Genomic DNA, 25,618 nt, shown 5'->3' with positions numbered 1-25,618 from the left:
GGTTTGCGGGCAATCGTCATATCGACATCCTCCGGTTCTCTTCAAGCCATGCCTGGAACATCAGCACCGTCCACAGCGCGTGTTGCCAGTTGCGCTTGCCGCTAAGGTGCTCTGCCCATTTCTGTCGTATCGGGGCCGGCTGGAAATAACCTTCCTGGCGAAGACGGCTTTCGCCAAGCAAGGCTTCCGCCCAATCGCGCAAAGGTCCGCGCAGCCAGCTGTCCAGCGGAATGCCAAAACCCATCTTCGGCCGCTCGACCAAGTCCCTCGGCACATGGCGATACAGCACCTGGCGCAGCAACCACTTCCCCTGTCCGTCGCGAATCTTCTGATGCAGTGGCATCCGCCATGCCAGTTCCACTACGCGGTGGTCGAGCATCGGCACGCGAGTTTCCAGACTGTTGGCCATCGCGGCGCGATCGACTTTCACCAGAATGTCGTCGGGCAGATAGCTTTGCGCATCCATCGCCATCATCCGCTGCGACAGATCGTCGGCGTGTGGCCAAGTTTCCGTATCGGTCAGCAAGGTCTGCGGCTCCTGCGCGCCGAGCACGATGCTTGCCGGATCTTGCCACTGGCTGGCAAGACTGAGGAAAAATGCGCGGCCATCCGACATTGCAAGGACTTTCGCCAACTTGTGCGCCTTGTCGCCCGGCGTGGCCAGATGCCACTTCTTGGGTAACAGCGGCTTTGCTTGTTCCACAAGTTTGTCCCATGCAGCCGGCGATAAGGTGCGCAGCGCAGCAGCAACAGCATGTCGCGCAAACGGCGGCATGCGTTGCATCCGCTCCCACGTTGTGCGCGCCGTCAGATAACGGTTGTAACCGCCGAACAATTCGTCACCGCCATCGCCGCTCAGGGCCACGGTCACTTCGCGACGGGTCAACTGACTGATCAGGAAGGTCGGGATCTGCGAGCTGTCGCCAAACGGCTCGCAGAAGATGGATGGCAGCCGCGGAATGACCGCCAGTGCATCCTCGGGGCGGACGTATAGTTCGGTGTGCTCCGTCCCCAGATACCTTGCGACTGCCTTGGCGTGTGCGGCCTCGTCGTAGCCGTTCTCGTCAAATCCAATGGTGAATGTCTTGACCGGGCGGCGGCTGCACGCCTGCATCAACGCCACGACGGTGCTGCTGTCGATACCACCGCTGAGAAACGCCCCCAGCGGTACATCGGAAAGCATTTGCGCGCCGATGCTTGTCGTAAGCTGCCGCTCAAGTGCATCGGTTGCGTCGGCGTCGCTGCAGATCAGCGGCGCATTCAAGCCAGTGCTTACGGCATCGTTGTAGCGCCAGTACGGCTTCGGTTGCGCATGGCGAGGCGCGTCAACGGAAATATGCAGCAAGTGCCCAGGGCGCAACTTGAACACGTTGCGATAAATCGTGTACGGCGCGGGAATGCAGTCGTGGCGCAACAACAACGCCAACGCACCGCGATCGATATCCGAATCGAAAGCGGCATGCGCGCGTAACGCCTTCAGCTCCGAACCAAACAAGACGGTATCGCCCTGCCAGCCGTAGTACAGCGGTTTTTCGCCGATGCGATCGCGCGCCAGTGTGAGCGACCGCTGCGGCCGATCCCACAACGCCAACGCAAACATGCCAACGCTGGCCTGCAAGCTTCGTTCGACGCCCCAGGCGACGAAGCACGCGATCAGGGTTTCCGTATCCGAGTGCCCGCGCCACGCCGGCGCTGCACCTTCCGCGGCGAGACGTTCACGCAGCTCGAGATGGTTGTATATCTCGCCGTTGAAGGCGATGACGTAGCGCCCGCAGGCCGAATGCATGGGCTGGTGCCCCGCATCCGAAAGATCGAGGATCGATAGGCGCCGTTGCGCCAGCACGATGCCCGCCGCTTCATCGCACCACAGACCACTGTCGTCGGGGCCGCGATGCGTCAGCTGCCTGGACATGGCTTCCGCCTGCCCTAGCAACGTCTCCCGATTTCCACGATGCAACTGCCAGAAGCCGGTCAAGCCGCACATCGGCTCTGCCCTGTGCTGCGCAATACATCTGCGAGCCGTGGCGCCTGCATCCTGAGGCTGTATTCGTTTTCGACGCGCACGCGGCCTGCTTGCCCCATACGAAGGCGCAAGGAGCGGCTCGCGATCAACTGCTCAAGCGCGCTTTCCCATGCGGTAGCATGTCCGGCGAGAAACCCGTTCTCTCCATGACGCACAATGTCGAGATTCGCGCCGACGTCCGAGGCGACCACCGGCAGACCGCACGCCATGTATTGAATGATTTTGTAGCCGCATTTACCGCGCTCCCATGGACCATCGCGTAACGGCATGATGCCGATGTCCATTTGCCTGATCATGGCGGCCTCGCTCTCTTCGGACCACGCCACCACTTCCGGTACAACCCTGCTGAACCGCTCGGCCACCTCCGTTCGCGCACCGACCAGCAACAAGCGCGCGCCATGCTTCGCGCAAACCTTCTCCAAAACGTCGCGATGGTCCAACACGTACTGCTCGGTGGTGGGCGAACCGATCCAGCCTATGACTGGCGGCTTCTCGTTCGCATGGCTCACGGCCGTATAGCGCTGATCGTCCACCACCGTGGGAATAATCTCGACCCGCATCGCACCTGCCTTCGCAGCGCGCTCCGCCAGATAGTCATTGCCGGCAATCACGCAGGCAGCACCGTGCATGACTTGGTCGATCTTGTCGCCTAGCAAGCGTCTTACCAGCGGATTCGGTGACAGGTCGTATTTGTGGAACAACGCGTCATCGTAATCGGCCACATACGGCCTGACGGACCGTGCGAGCGCCGACTCGATCCAGTTCGGCAGGTATGGAAACAGTTCGCCCTCGATCCAAGTGAGATCGTGTTCGCCGCTGCGCAAGAGCTGCATGATGCGTTGACTGCCATGCCACCAGGCACGGTATCTGGCAGCTTTGGAATTCCCGCGATAGAGCGCTTCGAGATAAGCGTCCGGAAACAGCGTATGCACCTGCACGTCGATCCCATGACGCTCCAGCAAGGGCAGATATTGCAAACTTCGCAACCGCGAGCTTGGACCCTGTCTCGAATACTTTGAAAACAGCAGAACCTTGGTACGCTTCATGGCGGTGTCGTCCGCAAGAACACCGGATATTCGATGTACCACGCCACCAAGGGGATGACATACATCCACTGCAACGCGAATGCCTCGATATAAGGATTCGTGTTGGAAGCGAGGAACGCGCAGACAAACCCGCAGAACAGGAACTTGTGTCGGTTCGGCAAGCGTCGCGCGAGTGCCATCCGCACCACCCCGACGATGTAGACCAGAAACGGCAGTGCGTAGATGAAGGTACCCAGCAGGCCGACCCGATAGATCGTGGCCAGCCACACCAGTTCGTAGCGCCACGGGTGAACCGGATCGCTGACAAACCCGACGCCGACGCCATGACCGGCACCCAAGCCGCCATTGTCGAAAATACCCGCATACAACGAGCGCGCCATCTGGGTACGCGCGTCACCGCCACCGGAGGCGAGCTTGGTCGAGACGCTGTCGAGCACCGTGGACACGCTGACCTGCGTGTACGCCTGCAACATGACAAGCGCCACAACGATCGCGACCAGCGACGGCAAACCGTATTGGACAAAACGCGCTATCGCCGATGTTCGCAGATGCTCGGTCGTGCGCGGCGCGAGTATCCAGCCCAAAGCCCAACCAATCGGAATGGCGATGATCAATGCCGAGCGGCCGGAGGTCAGCGCGCAGGCAAGCAGCATCCCAAGCAACGCAAACCGCAGAAGCCTGTTCTTGATCAGCTCCGGCGAACTGAAGAAACCGCCGCACAGGAAAATCAGCGAACCATAGACATGCATGGTCGCGCCGGAAAATCCTTCGTTCAGATTGACGTTGGCGCCCTTGAAGAAAAAAGCCACCGCCGCCGCACCGCGCGTGAGGAACAAGTAGAAAAACAAAGCAACGCTCAAAGCGCAAAGAAAGCTGAGCACGACGAACCAGTCGATAAGACGATCGACACCAAGCTGTCTGCGCAAGCCAGCCGCAATGATGATCCAGAGCAATGGCGAAAGAATGTAGACGGCAGCGACTTGCGCCAAGGCGACCAAAGGAGCGTCATGCATGCCGCCCACGATCATGTAGACGATCGTCACGATGATCGTGCAGACATACAACGCCAGCAAATTCCTAAGCTCCGAACCGAACCGCAGTCCCGGCACCGCAAGCATGAAGGCCAGCCCCATCGCCACCGCGGTAGGCGCCGGTAGTGAATTGGGCACGACCACTGCAAGCAGCAGTAACAAAAAAGCCGAACCCAGGAACATATGCCGCACGGTGAGCCGATACTTGCCCGCGCGAGGTAACTGCGCCGGCGGCAAGGCCGGTTGTGCCGATGACATCAGCGACTGATCGTTACCGGCGTTCATACCAGCACCATCCGCGAAATCCAGTTATCGAGCATGCCGGCCTGCGCAATCTTGCTATAGGCACTGATGTCGCGCTGTGCGCGGCCGCCGGAGGGCGACAGCGCTTTTCGTAATGCTTCGCTACCTGCCGTCGCTTCGCCGGTCAGCAGCGCCTGTCCGGCACCGGTCTCCGCAAGGATCGCCGTCGCTGCGTTGTGCACACCGGTGATGCACACCACATCGGCTCCCGCGGCGAGGTATTCAAACAACTTTCCCGTGGCGCAGCTGGCGCGCGAACCGGTCAGCAACAGCAACTTGTCGCAGCGTTTCATGAGCTGCAGCGCTAGCTTGCGCTCGACCGGCTCCAGCACGCTGACGGAGAATGTCGCGCGCTCGATCGACGCGCGTTCGGATGGCGTCAGCTCGCCCACGAACATCACATGCTTGTTCGCGGACGCTTCGACGGAATCGTTCAGCACGTCGATGAAGTAATCGAGACTCTTGGATGCCGATCCGTCGCTAGCACCAATACGCCCGAAGTGGCCGATCAGCATGGCGCCCGCCGGCACATACTTGGCTACGATCGCGGCAGCCTGCTTTTCGCTGCTGGAGTCGTTCCCAAGCGCAGCAAAGTCTGCGGGATCGTAACCGTTGGGAAGTATCTCCGCGGTCTTGTCCGGATAGCGCTGCCGAAAATCGTCGACCAATGGAAGGCTCACCGACGTAATCAGTCTGCTGGCCGCCACGACACGTCTTTCGATCAACTTGCGCAGGGCATGTCGCAACCAACCAGGCCTGCCCAGAGGCTCGAACACCAAGCCATCCCTGAAATCCTGCAGACAACCAATGCGGTGTCGGCTGGCTAGGCTCGCTGCGGCGATCAGTGCGTCGATCGGCGAATAGGTACCGATCGCCACACATTGTTCGCCCGCCGCCAATTTTTCGCGACACAGGCGGTCGGCTTTTGCCAACGCTTGGACGAACCAAGCGTTCGCGGAGGCTTCGCCGTTTGCAAGCATGAACGGCAGTGGGCGTATGAAGGCCGCTAGCAGCGTGAGCAGTGACGATGGCGTGGAAGACTCACTGCCCACGCAGTACCCCGCCAGTGGAAACACTTCGGCATCCGCATGCAGAGGCGCTGCCGCAGCAGGCACGCCCGATGCTGGTTCCCGTGTGAAGACGAATACCCGGTATTTCGCCGGATCCAGATATTTCAGCAAGCCCTTGAAACGCTGGGCCGCAATATTGTTGGATGAATGATGTGCCGCAAAGACAAACAAATTAATCTTATTCACTGTTTGACCCTCAATCGGTCTGCAGCGTCGCCCTCCCCCCTAGTGCGTCGGTGATGTGGAATCGTGCAATTTCGCCTCCGTGCGCATCGTTTCGTTACTCTCGCAACCTCCCTGTGCAAGCACACGATCCGAAGACCGAAGCGCGTTGATGATCAGGGAAGGACATCAGGTCCCCTCCCCGGCGCCAGCAACCAGCCTTCGGACCTTATCGCCGCATGCAACGATCGATACATGACCGTCCATTCGGCGCGGAAATACCAGAAGACCAGTGGCAGCATGGCCATCCAGACAAAGCTGAAGTGAACGGGAGCGTCTGGACCGAGCAACAGCGTGGCGATGGACAGCGCTACCGCGATAACCACAAACACATACAGCCGCGCACGTGGGAAAGGTCGCCATACGTATGCCGACGCCTCGGTCCTGGCGATGAAGAAAACCAGAAAAGCAATCGCGTTGGCGACTACCGCACCGGCCGCGCCGTGCTTCGGTACAAGCCACACACTCGCGCCGACATTGACCGCCAAGGCCACCAGAGTCGACCACAGCGATAGCATCGACCGACGCGTGATGCCGATGCCCACGCACGTCACCTCAGATAAGGTGTACAGCAACGGTTCTCCGATGCAGCACAACATGAGGTACTTCACCTGGACGTAGCGTGCAGGCAGTATGAAGTCGGTCAGCCACGAAAAGGTTCCGCTCAGCACCCAGATGGCGCAGACCACGGCCAGCGCCTGCTGCGCGATGTGATCGACTCTTTTCATATCCACGCCATGCGCTACCCACTTGTAGACCAGCGGTGCCCATAGCACGGTGAAAATGGTCTGGAAGACGACGCCTACACCGGCGAAGCTCATGGAGACCGAATACACCGCCAATTCCGGCAACGTGGAAAGCGAACGCAAAGCCAGCGTGCTGGTGGCATCGAGCCCCCAATAGGCCACGCCTGCAAATATCAATGGCACACCGTAGCTGATGAGACCGCTTATTTGGGTGCGCGAAACGGTGGCGCGCAGCGCGGGACTCCACTCACGCCAGGTATTCCAGCTGTAGAGAAAGAGCACCGACAGCAACGACGCAAGGTAGGCGACTTCCAATTGCCCGAACGAGCGGGAAAAAATTGGCAACACCAACACGCCTACTGCAATCAAAAGAATGATCTTGGGCAGAATCTGGCTCATAGAAAAAGCAATACCCCGATCCTGCATGCGCAAAATGAGCGACAAGAAGCGCGAAACGAAACTCACCACTACGCACGCAACAAGCACCCAGTAGTAAACGACATGGTCCAAACCGAACAGCCACGTCGTAATAACCCGGTCATACGGAAGGGTGATCACCACCGCCAGCAGCAGCAATACGAACCCCGGCACAAAACAAGCTTTCAGCAATGCACCGCGATCAGTCCATTCGTGATACTCCCTCACGTAGGCTCGGTCCAGACCGAGGTTGAAGAGTAGTACGCCGAAAGACACTGCGATCTGAACGATATTTAGGCGACCCACATCGGCAGGCGGAAATATCCAGGCGATGGCGGGCACTGTCAGCAAACCGAGTCCCGCTGTGGCGATAGGTCCAAGAGCAAATGCCAATATGGTTTTTATATTCACTTGCCTACCTTTCAGTTTGACTGCCTTTCAACGAGCTTACGGAGTTAATAGGCGTCGTAATTTCCCCCTTTATGCGGAGGCCCCGCGCGCTGTACGCGTTGGTCGTAATACGAACGTTCGACTTCTTCCTGAACACTTCCGATAGCGAGAACATCCGCCACGAAACGCGAATAATTTCTGGCTGAACTGAAGCTGTCCTCAATCACCTTCCGCGCATTCATACGCATGACCTCTCTCTGTGTGTGAAGCGCGAGCTTATCGATCGCATCCGCGATCTCCTGGCTGCTTGGAGACTTGCTCAACAGAACGCCGCAGCGGCTCGACACCAGGTTAGAAATCCCACCGACATCGGGCGCTATCGCAGGTACGCCCGCGCTCATCGCCTCCATGATGGAAACGGGAATGCCTTCCGATTCGCTGGTATTTATAAATAAATCCACGGGCGTGCCTAGGTAATATTTCTTGATGGTGCTGTTCGGCAACTCTCCCATGAACTCGAAAGAAATATTGTCGATGCCAGTCATTTTCGTCTCGGCGAGCTGCCTGATTTTTTCGAGCAGAGGGCCGCCGCCAATATGAGTCCACGTCGTCTTTATTTGGTTGTGCTGACCGGCGAACAAACACAGCGCTTCGACAATCCTGTCCAGACGCTTTACGGGAAGACAAAATGAAACCGAAACAATATGCAAAACACCATCGGCACTGGGTGCGGACAAGATGTCCGGCAACGGCACACCCAAAGGGCCGACTTTCACGTTCGAAGCGGAAGCGCCGTAGGTCTCCGCCAGGTAAGACTTCGCCTCCTCGGACAGCGCAAATATCCGATCGTAGGCGTGAATGAATTGCCGCTTGAGCGGCATGTATGCATATGCTCGACGCGTTTCGTAAAGGTCGATGCCATGCACACGTGAAACGACTTTGCGTACGAGCCCTTTTCGCTTGGCCAGTACAGCGGCATACGACTGTGTTTCGTTCCAATAACAATAGGCCACGTCGATAGGGCCGTGGATCCAGACGTATCGCTCCAGGCTCTTCGCCTGCTCGATGACCTTGGACGTATGCAACAAAGCACGAAGGACGGTGTAAACGCCTATTTTTCGAGATCGCCGCAAATAACCCAGCTCGTTTCGAAACATCGCTGAAAACAATGCGGTCAGCATGAACCACCATCGCCCCAGCGCTGTACTCCGAGCCATCTCCAGCTCGATCGATATGCCGTTGGGTACGGACCTGGGTGTACCTGTCGCCACGGCAGGCAATACGGTCACCTGTGCGTCCTTATTCTTCGTCCAATACTCGATCTCGTCCTCGATGAATTGCTCGCCGGGATGGTAGGGATACGCATTGGTGAGCATGGCGATTCTCATGACCGCGCCGCCATTTCCGTCATGAGGAGGGAGGCCATGCTGTTTCGGTAAACGATCGGATCCATCTCGAAAGGAATGCTGACCTTGGAACACGCGACGTTGGCGAGACCTTTCGAAAGAATGATCCGCCAATTCGCCACTACGTCTTCCAACGTCAGCATGGGAGGCTTTTCTGTTACCAACGCGTTGTATTTTTCCCAATAAAGATGATCGTGAAAGATGCTGTATTCGGCACTGATGACGGCGATCGACATCTCGACGGCATTGGCCACATCGAGGTCGGACACGCGAATGTCGGAGACATCCTCCCGGACCACGTAGTACAGACGAGAAAGGGGGGACGATGCCGATTCGACTTTTCGATAAAGCCGGTCCGGCCTGATCTTCCTGCGCGCGCTGGCGGCGTTGATCCAGGTCTTGATGTTGAAGTGGGCTTTGTCGATCCAGCCTCGCCCCGCGAGGATCTCGCTCTTCAATACATTGCCCGCGCAGTTATAGCCGTAGATTTTCGGCCACGCCATATTGGCGTGAACATGCGAAGATTCAGCGGAAATGAAGACGATATCGTCGCCGACAAAACCGACGTGCTCATTTCGCCTTAGCGCCAGCATGGCGGCCGATTTACCCGCACCTCCCGTGCCTGCCAGCAAGCAGGCGCGGCCGTCCACCGTCATGCATGACGCATGGATAGGCGCCACATCCTTGAAGAAATAAGCCGATGGAACCAACACGAATTCGTGCAGTATTTGCTCGAATGATTCCACCGCACTGGCATATTCCATCGACAGCAGCTTTTGGATTCTATGCTTGATGCCGCGACGTATCTTGAGAACGACTTCGACTTCCAGGCGCCCACGGTCTGACCAACGCCAACCGACGTCTACTGCCGGAAACGACGTCAGCATCCCATTACCGAATTTTCTGTGCGCCTTTGGATTGATGGCGGAAGGCTTTTGCGTGGTAAGCGCACGTGCAATACGCACCTCCACCTGCGGTTCGATATCTCCCGCATCCGCATAGAGTTCCAGACACTCCAGCAAGGATTCATGGCTCGCTTCGCCTGAAAACAAATAGCATCTTCCAAAGATGATCTTTTTCATGCGAGCGAATCCGACAGCATCTCAACGAGAAACGCTTGAGGCCAACGAAGCGGCAATAAAATCCTGCTGACTCGTATCGAGATAGGGCGACATGGGCAAACTGATGACTTCCTCCGCCGCTTTGTCGCTTATTGCCAAATGCACCTCTCCGTCTAGCAAGGACGGCTGCTTGTGGAGTGGAATCGGATAATGCACAGCGGTCGGAACGCCCAGCTCTTGGAGGCGCGCACGCACGGTGTCACGATCAGGCACTCGAATGGTGTACTGCGCCCATGCGCTGGTGTTGTGCTTGTCGATCTTGGGCAAGGTGACGTGATCGATCCCAGCAAGTAGCCGATCATAGACTCGCGCCACCTGCTGACGCCGAGTCATCTCCTCGTCGAGAATCTCAAGCTTCGGCAGCAGAATGGCCGCTTGCAGAGTATCGAGACGGCTATTCACGCCAAGGCGTGAGTGGTGATAACGGCGATCCTGGCCATGCCTGGCGATTTGGCGCATGGCTTTCGCCAGCGCTGCATCGTTGGTAAAAATCGCGCCACCGTCCCCGTAACAGCCCAGTGGCTTGCTCGGGAAAAAGCTGGTGCATGCGATGGTGCTGAGATTGCAACTCTTGCGATTCTTGTAAGTGGCGCCAAAACTCTGTGCCGCATCTTCGATGACGGGAATACCGTGCTTCGCTGCAATGGTGTTGATGGCGTCGATATCCGCGCACTGACCGTAGAGCGACACCGGAATGATCGCCTTGATGCGCGGCGTGATGGCCGCTTCCAGCAACGCCGCATCGAGATTGTAGGTATGCGGATCAATGTCCACATACACCGGCCTGGCGCCCAGCACAGCTACGGATTCAGCGGTGGAAATGTGGGTGAACCCCGGCGTGATCACCTCATCGCCCGGACCTATGCCGAAAGCCATTTGGGCGATCTGCAGCGCATCGGTGCCATTGGCCACCGAGATGCAATAAGCCGCGCCCACGTAGGCTGCCAGTTTCGCCTCAAGCTCGGTGACCTCCGGACCGAGAATGTACTGGCCATGTGCCAGTACATGGGCGATGCCCGCGTCGATGCTCTCCTTGAGGCGGGCTTGTTGGGCCTTGAGATCAATGAAGTCGATCATGCAGAGGGCTCCTGCTTGTGCAGCGTGCGCCCCCGCAACACGTAACGAGTGCCCGAGTGTGTGCAGACGTCCTCGGCCTGCCCTTCCAACGGCAGGTTCAGTCGTTCGCCAAACTCGCTCATCCAGCCGATTTGCCGTGCCGGCACGCCCACCATCAGTGCGTAGGCCGGCACATCCCGATTGACGACTGCGCCGGCGCCCACAAAGGCGAATTCGCCGATCGTAATGCCGCAGATGATGGTGCAGTTCGCGCCCAAGGTGGCGCCTCGGTGCACCATGGTGTCGAGGTATTCGTCCTTGCGCTCGACGAGCGAACGTGGGTTGTAGACATTGGTGAACACCATGCTTGGCCCACAGAAGACCGCTTCCTTCAGTGTCACGTTGTCGTACACCGACACGTTGTTCTGAATCTTGCAATGATCTCCGATAACCACCTTGTTGCCGACGAATACGTTCTGGCCAAGCGAGACGTGCTTGCCGATACGCGCACCACCGCAGACATGCACGAAGTGCCATATGCGAGAGCCTTCGCCGATCTGAGCGCCTTCGTCGACGATGGCGGACGAGTGCTGGTAGTAGTCCATGCTGCTCACTTTTTGTTGAGGAACGGATGACCGTCGTTCGCAAAGGAAACCACCTTGCCGGTGCGGATCGCCGCTACGGTCTCGATGGCGGTGCGGTTTTCTTCCAGACTAAAACCTCGTCCGGCGAGAATCTCTTCATAGCTGCGATTATGCAGATCGGTGAAGCCGCCGGAAAACTCGATCTCCTCACCGTCCACGGTGATCGAACGGTAGGTGCGCTGACCGCTCTCGCGTTGCGCGGCAGGCACATCTTCGATATCCACTGACAAGAACCAGCGCACGCGGGCGTTCTCGTATTCCAGGTAGCCCGCCGCTTTCGTATCGCTGGACAAGTGCACTGTGTTGATCTGCAACGTACCGAAGATGTAGTGCAGCATGTCGAAGAAGTGCACACCAATATTGGTGGCGATGCCGCCGGATTTCTTCGTATCGCCTTTCCAGCTCTGCAAGTACCAGTGGCCGCGCGAAGTGACATAGGTAAGATCCACTTCGTGCTTGTGACCGCCCTGCTCGCCTCGCACCCTGTCGCGCAAGGCGATGATCGCCGGATGCAGGCGCAGTTGCAGGATGGTGTTGATCTTTCTGCCGGTTTCGCGCTCGATCTCCGACAAGCCGTCGATGTTCCAGGGGTTGAGCACAAGCGGCTTTTCGCAAATGGCACTGGCGCCGGAACGCAAGGCAAAACGCATGTGCGAGTCATGCAGGTAATTCGGAGAGCAGATGGAAACGTAGTCGATCTGGCCGCCGTTCCTGGCACGCCGACGCATGTCGACGTGCCGATCGAAGCGCTCGAATTCAGTAAAGAAGTCGGCATCGGGAAAATGACTGTCGATGATGCCGACCGAATCGTTCGGATCGAGGGCGGCTAGAAGCTTGTTGCCGGTCGCCTTGATAGCCTGCATGTGACGGGGCGCTATGTAGCCGGCGGCACCGATTAACGCGAAATTCTTCATAACTGACATGGAGTTGATCCCGATCTTGCGTCGTTTTTGACGGCGTTAGAGCTACGTATGGCGCTACGGATGTATCTGCAGCGCGCATGCTTTCAATGACATGCCATTCTTCTCATCAAGTCGCCTCGTCGATAGCGTAATAGGCATACGAGTAGTACCCCGTGCTGCGTCTTTCCACGGCATTGAAGATGGCACCCTTGATCACGACACCGTTCTGTTCGAAACGCTGCTTCGCCAAGGTCAGTTCGCGCGGTTGATTGACACCAAAACGCGCCACCAGCAAGCCGGTGCCGGAGTGATGGCCGATGATGGCGGCATCGGTGACTGCCAGAATGGGCGGTGTGTCGATGATGATCAGGTCGTACAGCGGCTTCAGATGATCGAGCAGCGCGGAGAAGCGCGCGTTCATCAACAGCTCCGAGGGGTTCGGCGGAACTCTGCCGCGGCCGATGAAATACAAGTTGTTCAGCGGTGCCACTGGGCGTATCGCCGCCGCTAGTTCGGCTTGATCCGAGATCAGTTCGGAAAGACCGATGTCGGCTCTGCCGCCCATGATCGTGTGCAGCGAGCCCATGCGCATGTCACCGTCAATCAGCAACACCCGCTGGTTGCTTTGCGCAACGACGGCGGCAAGATTCGCGGAGACGAATGTTTTACCCGTATCCGGGCTGGCTCCGGAAATCATAAGCACGTTGTTTTTCGCCTCCAGTCGGGCGAAATGCAGACTGGTACGCAAACTGCGCAAGGCTTCGGTGGCCAGATCCGCCGGCGCATCCATGACCAGCAAATGCTGTCTGCCGTCACCACGATCGCGTTTGCCTTGCAACGCCAGCTCACGCAGGCTGACCGGAATGGTGGCGTACACGGGCAGCCCGAGATTTTCGATGACGGCTGGATCCTCGATGCCGCGATTGAGCGCTTGCCGGATGAATACGTACAGGAGCGCCACAAATCCACCGAGCAGCAAACCGCCAAGCACCACGATGACTTTTTTCGGCCATATCGGCTGAGTAACGTCCACCGCCGCCTTATCAATGACGCGCACATTACCCACGGTGCCGGCACGAGCAATGTCCAGCTGCTGCGCCTGGTTCAGAAGACCTGTGTAGGTGTCGTTGGTCACCTGCACATCGCTGGTGAGCTTCAGCAGCTTCTGTTGGGTATCCGGCAAGCTGCCGACTTTCTTGTCGATCGCGCCCTTTTGCGCTTCCAGCTCACCGATCTGCTTCATCAGCGCTTTGTAGGCTGGATGCTCCGGTGTGTATTGACGCTGCATGTCCGCTTGCTGCAGATGCAACTGCTGGATGTTGGTTTGGATGGAAACCTCCTGATCCAGCAAGCTTTGGGTTTGCATGCTTATATCGACGGAATGTGCCTGGTTCTGAAACGCGTTAAGCGCTGCCGTAGCTTTTTCCAGAGCTTCACGCACGTTCGGGAGTTGTTCGCGGACAAACTTCAAGCTGTTCGTCGCTTCCGCCGAGTTGCGGTCTACATCCTGCCGTACATAAAGCTCGCCTACCTGCTCGAGCAGATTGGTGGCCAGATTCGCATTGGTATTGTCATAGGTCATCTGCAGGATGCCCGAGTCCTTCCCCTGCTCCGTGACATTGATCGCACGTTGCAGCTTGTTGATCACGGTCAAATCGCGATGACGGAAGACAGTAAAATGCGTGCCCGGATTGGCGATCAGCGTCTTGACCTGCATGGTCACGCCGTGGCCGCTGGCAGATTGTCCGGCGCGGCCGATAACCAGGATGTTGTCATTGTCATCCTGCAGAACATAAACACCGCCCTCGCCGGCAATCAGGCGCAACGGTTTGTCCTGCAGGCTGTCGGGAACGTCCAGCTGGAAAATATCCAGCTTCGCACCGCCCCAGTCAAAACTGCTCAAGCCGAACGGAGCTGGAGCCAACGTACCCGGATTTTTCGAAGCATAGTGACGAGCGAAGAAATTGCCGAACAACGGCAAGCGTCGCGGACTGGCTTCAATCGTGAGATTGAGTTTGTCCACCACCGCACCAAGTACCATGCGCGACGTGATCAAGGCCGTTTCAGTCGTCGCTTCGGGACTGGCAGCCCCCAATGTCTGGGTAAGCGCGCTCAATCCCGGCAGACTTGGCACCTTCTGTTCCACCTGCACAACGGCACTCGCCTGATAAATCGGCGTGGCCAACAGCGCGTAGGCCACGCTGATCACCACAAAGATACCCGTGATGATCCCGATCAGCCATTTGTGATCCTTGAGCGTGCCAAGCACTTCGCTCAAGTCGATCTCGTCGTCGCGCTGCAGTGGATTGGGGGTATTGGACATAAGTACGGTCATCGCATTACTCGTAAGAAGAGAGCGGTCACAGATAACGCGCCCAGCTATCGACGCCACGCGCAATCATCTCGTGAACATGCTCGAACGCCGCACGCTGCTGGCGATAGGGATCAGGGATGTCGCGCCCACCCAACCATTTATCGATTAGGTAGATCTTGCCGCGAGACTCGGGCGCAAGCTGAATCATCGCGTCGACGTGATTCTTTTCCATACCAAGCACCAAGTCGGCTTGAAGCAGCATCGAAGGCGTGAGCTGATGAGCGCGATGCGCCGTACCATCGACGCCGCTTTCGCTCAGCAGCTGCAAGACAGTTGCGTCCATGGGACTGCCGATAAGTGCGCTGAGTCCAGCGCTGCATAGTTCAATGCCACGCAGCCCTGCATGTTGCCGAAACAGATATTCGGCCGTTGGGCTGCGGCAGATATTGCCCATACAAACGATCAATATCCGCTTGAACACGTATTCACATACTCCCGGATTGAGGCCAACGGCGTCGCGTAACGACACCTGCGATAAATAGGCCCCCTGTCCGACCTGGAAACCTCATGCTTGAGTGGATCCAGGGTCTTGCTACTGAAGAGATCGGCTATACGGACTCCGTAGATAGTTGAAAACGGTCGCCAGGAAAGTTTCAGCCACACTCATCAATCTGCATACGGTTTGTGTTCTTGAGACTGCAGATCAACGGTATGGCTTGCCGTCCGTAGCAAAGACAATCACTAGTGAAGAACATTAAATCGCCATCAATCATTGCATGATCGAATTGCCAGACCGTGAACCGTAGCGAAATGAATCATGCGTTGAGTGATGAGACGGTGGGATGACATAGGGCGGTCAAACTTAAAAAAACCGCCACGATGAGTCACATAGCGCTTAACAAGTTTTGTTCCAAAGCAACACTGATTCGGCTGCCTACTTCAACTCTCCTTCATGTACCGCGGTACACGCTTGCACTGTTGCGTCCTGCAACTCGCCGTCGTGGAGCGTCATCATGATGACTATCTCTAACAAATCTTTGTGCTCGATGCTCGGCTCATTGTCTCTCGCTGTTGCTTTCAGCGGTGTCGCCCTGGCCCAGGACAGCATGCCTGCCAGCAGCACAACGGCGATGAGTCGCATGAGTACGGGCGCCATGCATCCCGGTATGAAAAGCATGCACACCTTGATCGGCATGCATGCGATGCCGGCAACAGTCTCAGCAGTGGACACTCACACCGGCGTGGTCGATGTCACCAGCGAAGGCATGGCGCTTAAAGTGCATTTTCCACCGGCGGCCATGGCCGATCTGAAAGCCGGCGACACGATCACATTGCACATGGGTTACAGCAAACCCTAGATTGTTACCCGATCGAGCCGCTTTCGGGCGGCTCGATTTGTAGGCACCACGCGAGTCGAAGACCTCATCGTGTTATGAAATCCAGCTCGCGGATTGAGCGCACTGTTTACGCCAAACCCGAGGCGTTACCGCGTTATTTCAATGGCCGTTTAGGCGAGAAAAGTAGGCACTGAACCGCTTCGCGAGCGCTCGATCGCCGTGAACGTCAATAGTGTTCAATGCGACGCCGCCGTAAATCACCATCGCAATGTCGTTTGCCGTTCCTTCGAGTAGCACATCGGCGTCACTGGGATCATTTCGCTCCACCGACAGATCGCCAGCGTCGAGTTTGGCGACAAAGCCTTCTCTTCCCATGCGGAAACCAATCGTCGCGCGCTCCTTGCGGCTACGTGTGCTGTCTAACAACCCCCGCAGCGACAACATCAACGTCGTTGGGCTCATCGGGTTGGAGAGACTTAAGTCCGGTGACATCGCCCCCCACTCAACTAGCGCCCTAACGACGGGTTCGGCCTGGTAACCCCAGGGAGTAAGTTCATAGATCGACACAGAGGCAGGCGGCGGCAGCAGCCGCTTCGTAAGGACTCCCGATTCCTCCAGCCCGTCGAGCCGCATGCTCAGCACGTTGGCGCTAACGCCCGGTAGACCGCTTCGGATGTCTGCGAATCGCTTCGGACCGAGCAGTAATTCTCGAACGATCAGGAGCGCCCAACGTTCACCCAAGACGTCGAGCGCCACCGCCGCACCGCAGGCTTGTTCATAAAGTCGTTTATTGTCTCTCATTGATTTATGTTACCATCAGTCCTAATATATAACTACTAGTTCGTGCCGAGATCCATTCTCTCATCGTCCGAAAGTAAAAGCCCATGCGTGCCCTGCAAATCTCAGCCTATGGAAACCCGTCAGACGTCTTGCATCTCGCAGATGTCCCCTCACCCGGTGCTCCAGGCAAGGGCGAGGTACTGATCGAGATCGAACTTGCGCCATTGAACAAGCATGACCTTCTCTTCATGGGCGGGTACTTCGGCGGTCCCGCCGCGCCCACGGTCGTCGGCAACGAGGGCTATGGCCGTGTCGCCGCTGTTGGGCCGGATGTCGAGAACGTCAAAGTGGGCGATCGAGTTCTAGCGCCAGTCCTAAGCCTTACATGGAGCGAGCAAATACTCGCGCCAGCAAAGACTCTATTTGCGCTACCTGCTGCAGATCCGTTGCAGCTCGCACAGCTCGGCAGTAACCCACCCACGGCTGCGCTGCTTTTAAGTGAGTACACCGATCTCAAGCCTGGGGATTGGATCGTTCAGAACGGCGCAAACTCGGGCGTCGGACGTTCATTGATCGCGATCGCGAAAAAGCGTGGCTTTCGGACCATCAATCTCGTTCGGCGTGACGAACTCATTGACGAAATGAAGCAGGCTGGTGGAGACATTGTCCTCAAGGATGACCCAGCTTCCGTTGCGAAGGCTGTTCAGACGGTCGGCAAGGATGCGATCCGCCTTGCGGTCGATTCTGTCGGAGGCGGTGCTACGGATACGTTGATCCAACTGCTATCCGATCGCGGTGTACTTGTTACCTATGCCGCCGCGACCGGTCAGCCGCTTGCGATAAACCCGCTTCAGTTGATCGGAAAACATCTGACGGTTAAAGGGTTCTACTTGGGTGACTACGACTATCTCTCGAAAGTGCTCCCTGCGCAGATCGAGGCCGCTCCCCTAATCGCTTCCGGCGCGCTGCGCGTTCCGGTGGCCGCCGTTTACCCGATTGCCAAAATCAAGGATGCGCTAGAGCACGTCCAGCAGGGCGGAAAAGTCCTTCTTGATTTCTCGTAGTCCCATGAGAAATCTGACCAAGGAATGATTCGCTCGCGTGATTAGCAGTCATTGTAGGAAACATCCTACAAATGATCGCGCAAAAATCTGGGCCAAGATTTGCTATAGCAGCCATCACAAATCGATCACCAATCGATCGGCATGTTGCACCGGCTTGTCGTGAGTAACAGGGAACGCTAATGGATTTCGTTCGGGGCGTCTTGCGCATCGCGGGGGACTGTGCGCGGAGCTTGTAAGAAAGCACCTACAACCAATTTGGAACAACATAAAATTTTGCGCCAAATCCCAATTACGGGATTGACATAAATTCACTTGCGGGCGCAGAGTTCTCCGCCATGCGGTTCGAGAGCAACTCTCACCGCATCAACGTTATCCAGCATAGCGGCTCAGGGGAAAACATGATGACGCTCGATATGGACGTTTCGTCGCAGTACTTCGTCGCCTCGATTTTTCGCGAGCCCCTATTCGATACTGGCTAAGTTCCGCCAGAAAAGACGATCACCATCTCTCATAGCGCGATGCCAGAGCGGCAACCTCTAGGACGTTGGGCGCTTTCTTACTTCGGCTTCAAACAAGGGAATAGTCATGGCAAAGATCTCGAATCTTTCCAAGTTCTTCGGTCTTGTGCGCGCGAGTACGACGGAAACCAACGCTCTGCTCAATGTGCGGACACTTGCCGCCAAGCATATCCAACGTCGACCGAGTCGAATAAATTCCAAATTGGCTATAGCTCTGGCTGGACTGGTTGCAGTCGCCGGAATCAATAACCAGTTAGTAAGCGTTGCTCATGCCGATGATTCGATTCCCACGAATAACAACAATAACGGCGGCGGCGGCGGTGGCGGTGGCGATGGTGGTGGCAGCGACATCCCCACTTTGCCACCCGTGATTGTGCCTGGCTATATCCCTCCCTCTGTCTACCCCACCCAGATCACGCTGGGCCCCGGGGCGGGATATACGGGGCCAATGATCGAACCCGTGGGCATAGGCCCGAGTGGCGGTGGTTCTATACACACGCCAGCGAGCAAGGCCCCGACAAGCAAAAAGACTCAAAATTCGAACCCTTGCCCAGACAATCAAGGTGATCCCATCATGATGAGCACGGGCAATAAGGCCGTGTCCGTGATGGAGTTTTCGCTACCAGGCGAAATGGGGCTGACATTCGAGCGATTCTATAACTCGAAGTTTCTAGGCACTACCGACAATGCGGGAACGTGGGCAGATAGCATCGACTTCTTATTATCCGGAACGAACTGTAATTGGATTGGGCAGACAGGTGTTCCTGGCCGCTGCAGTGCCATCACATTCATTCGTCCGGATGGATCACAAATCAGCTTTCCAACGACAAATCCCACCCCTTTGGCCAACGGTCTCGACACGGTTAATTCATTTCCGAATGTCGGACCATTTACAGCAGTTGCAACCGCTACTCTGACTTACAACGCAAATGGCACCTATACGGTTCAGGATGAGGACTCTCATGCCCTTACCTTTAATGCATCAGGACAGCTACTGACGATAAAGGATCTTGCCGGTGTGGGCTGGACAGTCAGCCATCCAAATCAATCGACCACTGTAGTGACTCACACATCGGGTCAGTCCTACAGCATTGTGCAAACACAACAAAGCGGCAACAACATTCAAGTCCAGGTCACCGATCCTGCCTCAAACGTATACACCTATCAGAGCAGCAACACCCAACCTGGACTCAGTAGTATTGGCTTGATCAACTCCGTCACGTATCCGGGGTCGCCTACTACAACCGTTTCATACAAATATCAGCAGGCGCCAGGCAATTCCATCGCAAATGAATTGACCGAAGTTGACTACAACGGCGTTGCTCACGACTTAACTACATACGATAGCAACGGTAAAGCCAACTCGACGAGTATGGCCGATGGCACGCAGAAGACATCGATTGTCTATAGCTCGAATAGCACGGGGCCAGTCGCGACGGTAACCAATCCTCTTGGTCATGTGACCGTCTATCAGTACAACTCCAGCGGACTATTGACGTCGGTTACGGGTAACGCATCTGCCCACTGCTCAGCCTCATACGCAAGCGTTACTTACGACTCTAATGGCAACATGGCGTCCTCCACTGACAATAATGGAAACGTCATCAAATACACATATAGCGCCAACGGACTTCTGCAGCAAACGATCGAAAGCCCAGGTGCCTATCAGCGTGTGACAAATTACACCTGGGACCCTACCCCTGGCACTGATCGACTGCAATCGGTTACGGTGGTTGGATATCAAGAGATGTCGTTTGCTTACAATGCACAGGGCAGGCCGCAGTCAACTACAACGACAAATTTGACAAGCAATGGCGTAGCTAATCAAACCCAAACCACGACATATAGCTATGCGCTGGCGTCAAATGGAATGGTTACGAGCAAGACGATTACCCTTCCTTCCCCCAATAACGCCAATACCATCACTTACAACTACAACAGTGATGGCTTTCAGACTAGCGTTAAGAACGCCCTTGGCCAGTCAACAACATATAGCAATATCACCGGCAATGGCTTGGCGCAAACAGTCACCTCAGCAAACGGTGATGTAAGCAACTACACCTTCAATGCTGGACGCTTGACAACCACCTCTCACGCTCACAACGGAACTACGTACACCAAGTACTACTACTATGATGCCAACTCGCAAAATCTATCGCGCGTCGTTGACTATGACGGGGAGAGTACGTCTTATTCGTATGACGCCGATTTTAAGTTGACATCTTCGACATGGACGGGACCTTCCGGCGCATCCATCGTGAAGGCCTATTCCTATGATGCTAACGGTGATGTGACGGGCACCAGCTGGACACGGGGAGGGTTGACTAGTCCGGATTACACGACTCATACGTCCTACGACGAATTAGGACGTGCGATCGTCAAAAGCGGGAACAATAGTCAGAGCCGCACCATAACTTATGACCCCAATGGGAATATCTCTACCGTTACAGACACGGCCAGCAATGTAACCAAGTACAAGTACGATTCAGATAACCGCATACAGTACGTTATTGACGCAAACGGAAAGTCGACTCTTTACCAATACGACTTTGGGGACCAACCATTAGCAACGACCGACTCTCGGGGCCTGGTCACCAATTACTCATACGATGGCTTTGGTCAACTATGGGCCGTGAGCATACCTGACAGCGGAAAAACAAGCTTTTCGCATGACGCGTACGGCAGGCTCAGTTCTAGAACTTACAATAATGGTGTTGCCACCACGTATACGTATGACACGCTCAACCGTGTCACCTCAATGGCAGCAGGGTCTCAAACCTATGAATACACGTACGACTCTTGCACCTATGGCCTGGGACATCTCTGCTCGTACGCAGGAGAGAACGGTGGGGGGTCATCAACCTTAACTTACACAATAGAAGGACTCGTCAATACTCGCACTGATAGGACTTTCCTTGGATCGTCCGTTACGACATTCAATTACGACGAGATGAATCGTCTTACCCAGATGATTAATGGCTCGTCGTATACCGTCAATTACGGCTGGACTGATGACCAAGTGACGAACGTGGGTCTTCAATTCAGCGGTCAAAATGGCAGTGTTGTGTCGAACGTCAAATATGATGCCATGCGGAGACCGATAAGCTGGACGTATGGAAACGGCATTGTGCGCACGCAAACGTACGACCAGGATGAACGTCTGACGTCCATTAAATCGATGCTGAGCTCGACCGCCATCCAAAACCTCACATATTCGTGGGACAACGTGGATCGCATAACCGGCATTACTAACTCCGTGTATCCATCTGCGTCACAGACCTTTGGTTACGACAATCTTTATCGGTTGACCAGCCAGACGGGACCTGCGCCGATTGCATTGACGTACGACACGAATGGAAATCGCACTGCACAGAACTGGATGACAAACGATGCAGTCAGCATTCCGTCGACGAACAACCGCGTAACGTCTCGAGGCTCTCATTCCTACACGTATGATGGAAATGGAAATCGTGCAACTGACACGGTAAATGACGTAACTACGACCTACGCTTACGATGGCTTCAACCGCTTAAATAGCGTTGCAAGAAGCGCATCTCTGACCAACTGCGAAACCAACTACCAGTGCCCTGCATACCCCTCTGGAACCACCACGTACCAAGTTGACGGGCTAGGCCGCACAGTTTTTCGTAATGGCCCGCTTGGGCTGTGGCTGTATGGCTACGGATTGAACGGGGAGTTGATAAGCGAAGCAACGGCTCCCCCTTCTGGAAGCGTCAACGTCAATTGGTACATTTATCTAAATGGGCAACCCGTCGGCTTACTCAATCAGATTGGTAGTGCCACCCCAGTTTTGTACTACATGCATGACGACCACTTAGGGCGTCCCGAAGAAATCACCAATAGCGGCGGCTCGGTAGTTTGGCGCGCGCAAAACTATGGCTTCGATAGAGCTATCGTAACCAACGGGATAGCTGACGTAGACATTGGCTTGCCTGGCCAGGTTTATGACTCGAATACGGGTAACTGGAGTAATGGATTCCGCGACTATGACTCAAGTGATGGTCGCTACCTAGAGTCGGATCCAATTGGCTTGAACGGTGGGGTCAATACATACGCATACGTAAACAACAATCCGATTACTAATGTTGATAGCCTTGGGCTTAGAGCCGACACAGATTTATGCGCCGGCTTAACAGCTAAAGGTTGTATGCAAATTGGCTCTAATTACGCACCCGATTACGTCGAATTGAGCGTGACTGTTCCATCAGTGTTTTCGTTTAGCTACACGTTAACGAGGACCGGTGCTGTATTCAGTTCTGGAGGGTTCACGTTTGGCACTCCGAAATCCATTGCGAGCGGAAAAAACTGGGGCTTTTCCATCATGGGCGGTTTTTTATTGAACCCATGCCACACAGGCCAAAATGTAAATGACTTAGTCAACGGCGGGTCATTGAGTGGTTCATTTTATGATGGCGTAGGCGGAGGTTTCGTACATAACTCAAGCGGAACTGCCATAGAAATGGGATTTGGCTTAGGCGGCCTCGGGGCTGGCTACAGCTATGCGCAGCAAACTGGTCAGCTAGGTATCCATTGGTGAGTAAAGGGAGCTACAACGTCTTAGGCTATATAGGCATGATTGCGTTGCTCGCAATTTTTGCGCATGTAGCAGGTCGATATGACGCCAATCGAGTGCTACCTGGACAACCGTCGAAGTCCGCTCTTAGAGCGGACTTCGACACTATCCCTGTTGCCGAAGGTGATTTTCCTGTCAACGAAATCAGCACAGTTGAACGTGGCGGCGTTTGGAAGGTTGCGCGTAACTACAGTACGACGCGACCTTCCAAATCCGTCTTTGATTACTATCAAAAGGCGCTGCCACCGCTCGGATGGCATCTCGCTGATACGAGTGAGATGACTGAACCAAACGCTTGGATCAAGTTCTGCAAAGGTGCAGTAAGTGTGATCCTTAATACGCAACAAACTGGCTCTAGGACCATTTACTATCTGGGTGTCGGCTGGACGAATCATTCGCTAAACGATGCGTTTTGCCCGAATGACAGACCATTAGATTCGGTTGAAAATTGACGTCAAGATGAGGTCTATTAGAGCCGCGTGCTTTTCGTTCAGATAACTATGCTGTCGTGGAAACGACGCTCTGGCCAAGCCTTATCTAGACTCTAGCGCTATACCCGAACTTCAGGCTGTGTTCGTCTTGATCCCGATCACCTTTGCGCCAGCATGTAATGCGTCTATATAGTCCGCCCAAGCCTGCTTCATGCGTTTGCGATCATCCAGATATTTCGCCGCATAGTTGTACGCACCCTTCACTTCGTTGGGCTCGGCATGCGCTAGCTGGCGTTCGATCGCCCGTCCGTCCCAGCCCATCTTATTGAGTCGGCTGAACGCCATAGCTCGAAAGCCGTGGCCGGTCATCGTGTCACCGTCTTTTCATGCTCGCGAGCCATCCATTGGCGAGTCACCGCTTCGAAGGTATCGGTTGCAGCTTTCTGCGCCTCGACCCGCTGGCGCTTGGCCTCCTGCCTCTCGTCACTGAGGTCAATCCCCTGCGCCAGCAACCCTTCGAGCAGCTGCGTGCTTGCCCCGGGCTTCGGCAAGGGTCGTTTCGGGATAGGTGCCCATGCTCAGCGTCTTGCGCTTACCGGCAATGCGGTAGTTCCGGCGCCACCATTTGGAACCGTTCGGGTTCACCAACAGGTAGAGGCCGCCGCCGTCCGCGTTGGACGCGGTCGGACAATGGGCAACAAAAAACCCGCCTGAGTGGCGGGTTTCTTTAGTCTTTTTGGTCTTTATTGGACCGTATCGGACTTCTTATTGGTGCCCAAGAGGGGACTCGAACCCCTACGACTTGCGTCGCTACCACCTCAAGGTAGTGCGTCTACCAATTCCGCCACCTGGGCAGGTGTTTTGTTTAGTGCTTACTCGACGATGGCGACGCCGGAGCGGTGGCTGCCGGGACGTCGCCCGCCTTGGCCGGGGCCGGTTGAGCGGCTGGCACATCGCCATTGCCTGCTGCCGGTGCGACCGGGGCCGGAACGGCTGCCTGGGTCGGAACCGGGGCAGCGGGTTGCGCATTTTGCGCGGCGGCGGGCTTGTTGCCAAGGCCTGCCATCACGCCGAGATCGCTGTTTTGGGTTTTCTGCGGAGCCACGCCGCCGTGCATCTTCAGGTACATGCCCATGGCGATGCTGAGCGCGAAGAACAGGGCAGCCAGCACGGCGGTGGAGCGCGACAGGAAGTTGGCGGAACCGCGGGCGCCGAAAACCGTCGCCGAGGCACCTGCGCCAAAGCCGGAACCCGCATCGGCGCCGGCGCCGCGCTGCATCAGGATCAGCACGATCATCGATGCAGCGATCAGGATGTAGAACACGCTGAAGATGACGAACATGGTGTCTCGCGTAAGGGTTCGGTGATGCTCAGTGGGCGGCGTTGCAGATAGCGAGGAAATCGGCCGCAACAAGCGAAGCGCCACCGATCAAACCACCATCCACGTCCGGCTGCGCGAAGAGCTCTGCAGCATTGACCGCCTTGACGCTGCCGCCATAAAGCAGCCGAGTCAGACGGGCAATCATAGCATCCCCCTGCGCAAGTTGGCTACGGATGAATGCGTGCGCATCCTGGGCCTGCTGGGGCGTGGCGGTGCGGCCCGTGCCGATCGCCCAGACGGGTTCGTAGGCGATCACGGCGGTATCGAAGCTGGCGATACCGCTGAGCGCCAGCACGGCCTGCAACTGGCGGGCGATGACGGCTTCCGTCTCACCGGCCTCGCGCTGAGCCAGGGTCTCGCCCACGCACAGAATCGGCGTGAGCCCGGCGGCGCGTGCGGCGGCAAATTTGCGGGCCACCTGCTCATTGCTTTCGGCGTGGTATTGACGGCGCTCGGAGTGGCCGACCAGGGTCCATTGGGCCCCGACGTCCGCCACCATGGCCGCGGCTACTTCGCCCGTATAGGCCCCCTGCCCCTCGTGCTCGCTCACGTCTTGAGCGCCGAAACCCAGACCCGAGCCGGCGTAGGTGGCGGTAAGCGTGGCGAGGTACGGGAACGGCGGGAATACCAGGACATCGATATCGGTCGGCTTGGCCTGCGCGATCTCCTGCACCAGGCCCTCCGCCATCGAGCGGCTGCCGTGCATTTTCCAGTTACCGGCGACGAGTTTCTTGCGCATGGCCGCATCCGTTGCAATGAAAGCTGGCAAGCTTAACTACCACACCCGGGCACGGCAACGCGCCCTCCCCTTCGCCAGGAAAC

22 protein-coding genes and 1 tRNA gene are annotated in these 25,618 nt (G+C 56.3%); 4 read left to right on the top strand and 19 right to left on the bottom strand.

The genetic code is table 11. The features are described from left to right. Positions 1-16: 16 nt before the first annotated feature. From asnB to QQL64_RS03955, 12 genes are all read right to left on the bottom strand, one after another. The gene (gene asnB / locus QQL64_RS04010) at positions 17-1,984 is read right to left on the bottom strand and encodes an asparagine synthase (glutamine-hydrolyzing) (protein ID WP_284396074.1); all 1,968 of its coding nucleotides are present in this window, start codon (positions 1,982-1,984) and stop codon (positions 17-19) included. Continuing rightward, complete coding sequence (locus tag QQL64_RS04005; RefSeq protein WP_284396072.1) at positions 1,972-3,069, bottom strand: glycosyltransferase family 4 protein; 1,098 nt, start codon at positions 3,067-3,069, stop codon at positions 1,972-1,974. Before QQL64_RS04005 ends, asnB begins: the two co-directional genes overlap by 13 nt. Beyond that, positions 3,066-4,385, bottom strand: a complete 1,320-nt coding sequence (locus QQL64_RS04000) for a hypothetical protein (RefSeq protein ID WP_284396070.1) — start codon at positions 4,383-4,385, stop codon at positions 3,066-3,068. The genes QQL64_RS04005 and QQL64_RS04000 overlap by 4 nt, the downstream gene beginning before the upstream one ends. Further along, on the bottom strand, positions 4,382-5,659 hold the full coding sequence (locus QQL64_RS03995; RefSeq protein WP_284396068.1) for a glycosyltransferase family protein: 1,278 nt from the start codon (positions 5,657-5,659) through the stop codon (positions 4,382-4,384). Before QQL64_RS03995 ends, QQL64_RS04000 begins: the two co-directional genes overlap by 4 nt. A 152-nt stretch (positions 5,660-5,811) precedes the next feature. Next, on the bottom strand, positions 5,812-7,269 hold the full coding sequence (locus QQL64_RS03990; RefSeq protein ID WP_284396066.1) for a lipopolysaccharide biosynthesis protein: 1,458 nt from the start codon (positions 7,267-7,269) through the stop codon (positions 5,812-5,814). 44 nt (positions 7,270-7,313) lie between these two features. After that, entirely contained in the window at positions 7,314-8,636 is a 1,323-nt protein-coding gene (locus QQL64_RS03985) for a glycosyltransferase (RefSeq protein WP_284396064.1), read from the bottom strand. Then, positions 8,633-9,736, bottom strand: a complete 1,104-nt coding sequence (locus tag QQL64_RS03980; protein ID WP_284396062.1) for a phosphoenolpyruvate carboxykinase (ATP) — start codon at positions 9,734-9,736, stop codon at positions 8,633-8,635. The genes QQL64_RS03985 and QQL64_RS03980 overlap by 4 nt, the downstream gene beginning before the upstream one ends. A 21-nt stretch (positions 9,737-9,757) precedes the next feature. Next, positions 9,758-10,852 (bottom strand): DegT/DnrJ/EryC1/StrS family aminotransferase, encoded by a 1,095-nt coding sequence (locus QQL64_RS03975; protein ID WP_284396060.1) that lies wholly within the window; start codon positions 10,850-10,852, stop codon positions 9,758-9,760. Next, positions 10,849-11,436: an acyltransferase gene (locus QQL64_RS03970; protein ID WP_284396058.1), complete on the bottom strand. Its 588-nt coding sequence runs from the start codon at positions 11,434-11,436 to the stop codon at positions 10,849-10,851. The genes QQL64_RS03975 and QQL64_RS03970 overlap by 4 nt, the downstream gene beginning before the upstream one ends. A gap of 5 nt (positions 11,437-11,441) precedes the next feature. Beyond that, a complete protein-coding gene (locus tag QQL64_RS03965) occupies positions 11,442-12,398 on the bottom strand; it encodes a Gfo/Idh/MocA family protein (RefSeq protein ID WP_284396057.1) in 957 nt (318 codons plus the stop codon). Between the two features lie 106 nt (positions 12,399-12,504). Then, positions 12,505-14,712 carry a polysaccharide biosynthesis tyrosine autokinase gene (locus tag QQL64_RS03960; protein WP_284396055.1) on the bottom strand — a complete coding sequence of 736 codons (2,208 nt, stop codon included), beginning with the start codon at positions 14,710-14,712 and terminating at the stop codon, positions 12,505-12,507. Positions 14,713-14,737: 25 nt separating this feature from the next. After that, positions 14,738-15,172 carry a low molecular weight protein-tyrosine-phosphatase gene (locus tag QQL64_RS03955; RefSeq protein ID WP_284396053.1) on the bottom strand — a complete coding sequence of 145 codons (435 nt, stop codon included), beginning with the start codon at positions 15,170-15,172 and terminating at the stop codon, positions 14,738-14,740. 532 nt (positions 15,173-15,704) lie between these two features. Here QQL64_RS03955 and QQL64_RS03950 point away from each other — a divergent pair. After that, positions 15,705-16,049, top strand: coding sequence for a hypothetical protein (locus tag QQL64_RS03950; protein WP_284396051.1), 345 nt, complete (start codon positions 15,705-15,707; stop codon positions 16,047-16,049). A 138-nt stretch (positions 16,050-16,187) separates the two neighbouring features. Here the strand turns inward: QQL64_RS03950 and QQL64_RS03945 are convergent, their stop codons facing one another. Next, the gene (locus QQL64_RS03945; RefSeq protein WP_284396049.1) at positions 16,188-16,829 is read right to left on the bottom strand and encodes a winged helix-turn-helix transcriptional regulator; all 642 of its coding nucleotides are present in this window, start codon (positions 16,827-16,829) and stop codon (positions 16,188-16,190) included. 83 nt (positions 16,830-16,912) lie between these two features. Here QQL64_RS03945 and QQL64_RS03940 point away from each other — a divergent pair, with 83 nt between their 5' ends. The 3 genes from QQL64_RS03940 to QQL64_RS03930 all read left to right on the top strand — a co-directional run bounded on the left by QQL64_RS03940 (position 16,913) and on the right by QQL64_RS03930 (position 23,436). Continuing rightward, positions 16,913-17,872: a zinc-dependent alcohol dehydrogenase family protein gene (locus QQL64_RS03940; protein WP_284396048.1), complete on the top strand. Its 960-nt coding sequence runs from the start codon at positions 16,913-16,915 to the stop codon at positions 17,870-17,872. 585 nt (positions 17,873-18,457) lie between these two features. Then, the gene (locus tag QQL64_RS03935) at positions 18,458-22,948 is read left to right on the top strand and encodes an RHS repeat-associated core domain-containing protein (protein ID WP_284396047.1); all 4,491 of its coding nucleotides are present in this window, start codon (positions 18,458-18,460) and stop codon (positions 22,946-22,948) included. A 35-nt stretch (positions 22,949-22,983) separates the two neighbouring features. Next, positions 22,984-23,436 carry a hypothetical protein gene (locus QQL64_RS03930; RefSeq protein WP_284396045.1) on the top strand — a complete coding sequence of 151 codons (453 nt, stop codon included), beginning with the start codon at positions 22,984-22,986 and terminating at the stop codon, positions 23,434-23,436. Between the two features lie 111 nt (positions 23,437-23,547). Here QQL64_RS03930 and QQL64_RS03925 read toward each other — a convergent pair whose 3' ends face one another. The 6 genes from QQL64_RS03925 to tpiA form a co-directional block, all read right to left on the bottom strand. Further along, entirely contained in the window at positions 23,548-23,784 is a 237-nt protein-coding gene (locus QQL64_RS03925) for a hypothetical protein (RefSeq protein WP_284396043.1), read from the bottom strand. After that, positions 23,781-23,966 (bottom strand): hypothetical protein, encoded by a 186-nt coding sequence (locus QQL64_RS03920; RefSeq protein WP_284399783.1) that lies wholly within the window; start codon positions 23,964-23,966, stop codon positions 23,781-23,783. The genes QQL64_RS03925 and QQL64_RS03920 overlap by 4 nt, the downstream gene beginning before the upstream one ends. After that, positions 23,908-24,060 (bottom strand): Arm DNA-binding domain-containing protein, encoded by a 153-nt coding sequence (locus QQL64_RS03915; protein ID WP_284396042.1) that lies wholly within the window; start codon positions 24,058-24,060, stop codon positions 23,908-23,910. The genes QQL64_RS03920 and QQL64_RS03915 overlap by 59 nt, the downstream gene beginning before the upstream one ends. Before the next feature lie 124 nt (positions 24,061-24,184). Continuing rightward, a tRNA-Leu gene (locus QQL64_RS03910) sits at positions 24,185-24,269 on the bottom strand. 11 nt (positions 24,270-24,280) lie between these two features. Next, positions 24,281-24,757 (bottom strand): preprotein translocase subunit SecG, encoded by a 477-nt coding sequence (gene secG, locus QQL64_RS03905; RefSeq protein ID WP_284396040.1) that lies wholly within the window; start codon positions 24,755-24,757, stop codon positions 24,281-24,283. Positions 24,758-24,785: 28 nt separating this feature from the next. Next, positions 24,786-25,535, bottom strand: a complete 750-nt coding sequence (gene tpiA, locus QQL64_RS03900; protein WP_284396038.1) for a triose-phosphate isomerase — start codon at positions 25,533-25,535, stop codon at positions 24,786-24,788. Positions 25,536-25,618 lie beyond the last annotated feature (83 nt).

This window comes from Dyella lipolytica (assembly GCF_030160075.1).
Lineage (GTDB): Bacteria > Pseudomonadota > Gammaproteobacteria > Xanthomonadales > Rhodanobacteraceae > Dyella_B > Dyella_B lipolytica.
This window is presented reverse-complemented; position numbering and strand designations above follow the sequence as displayed.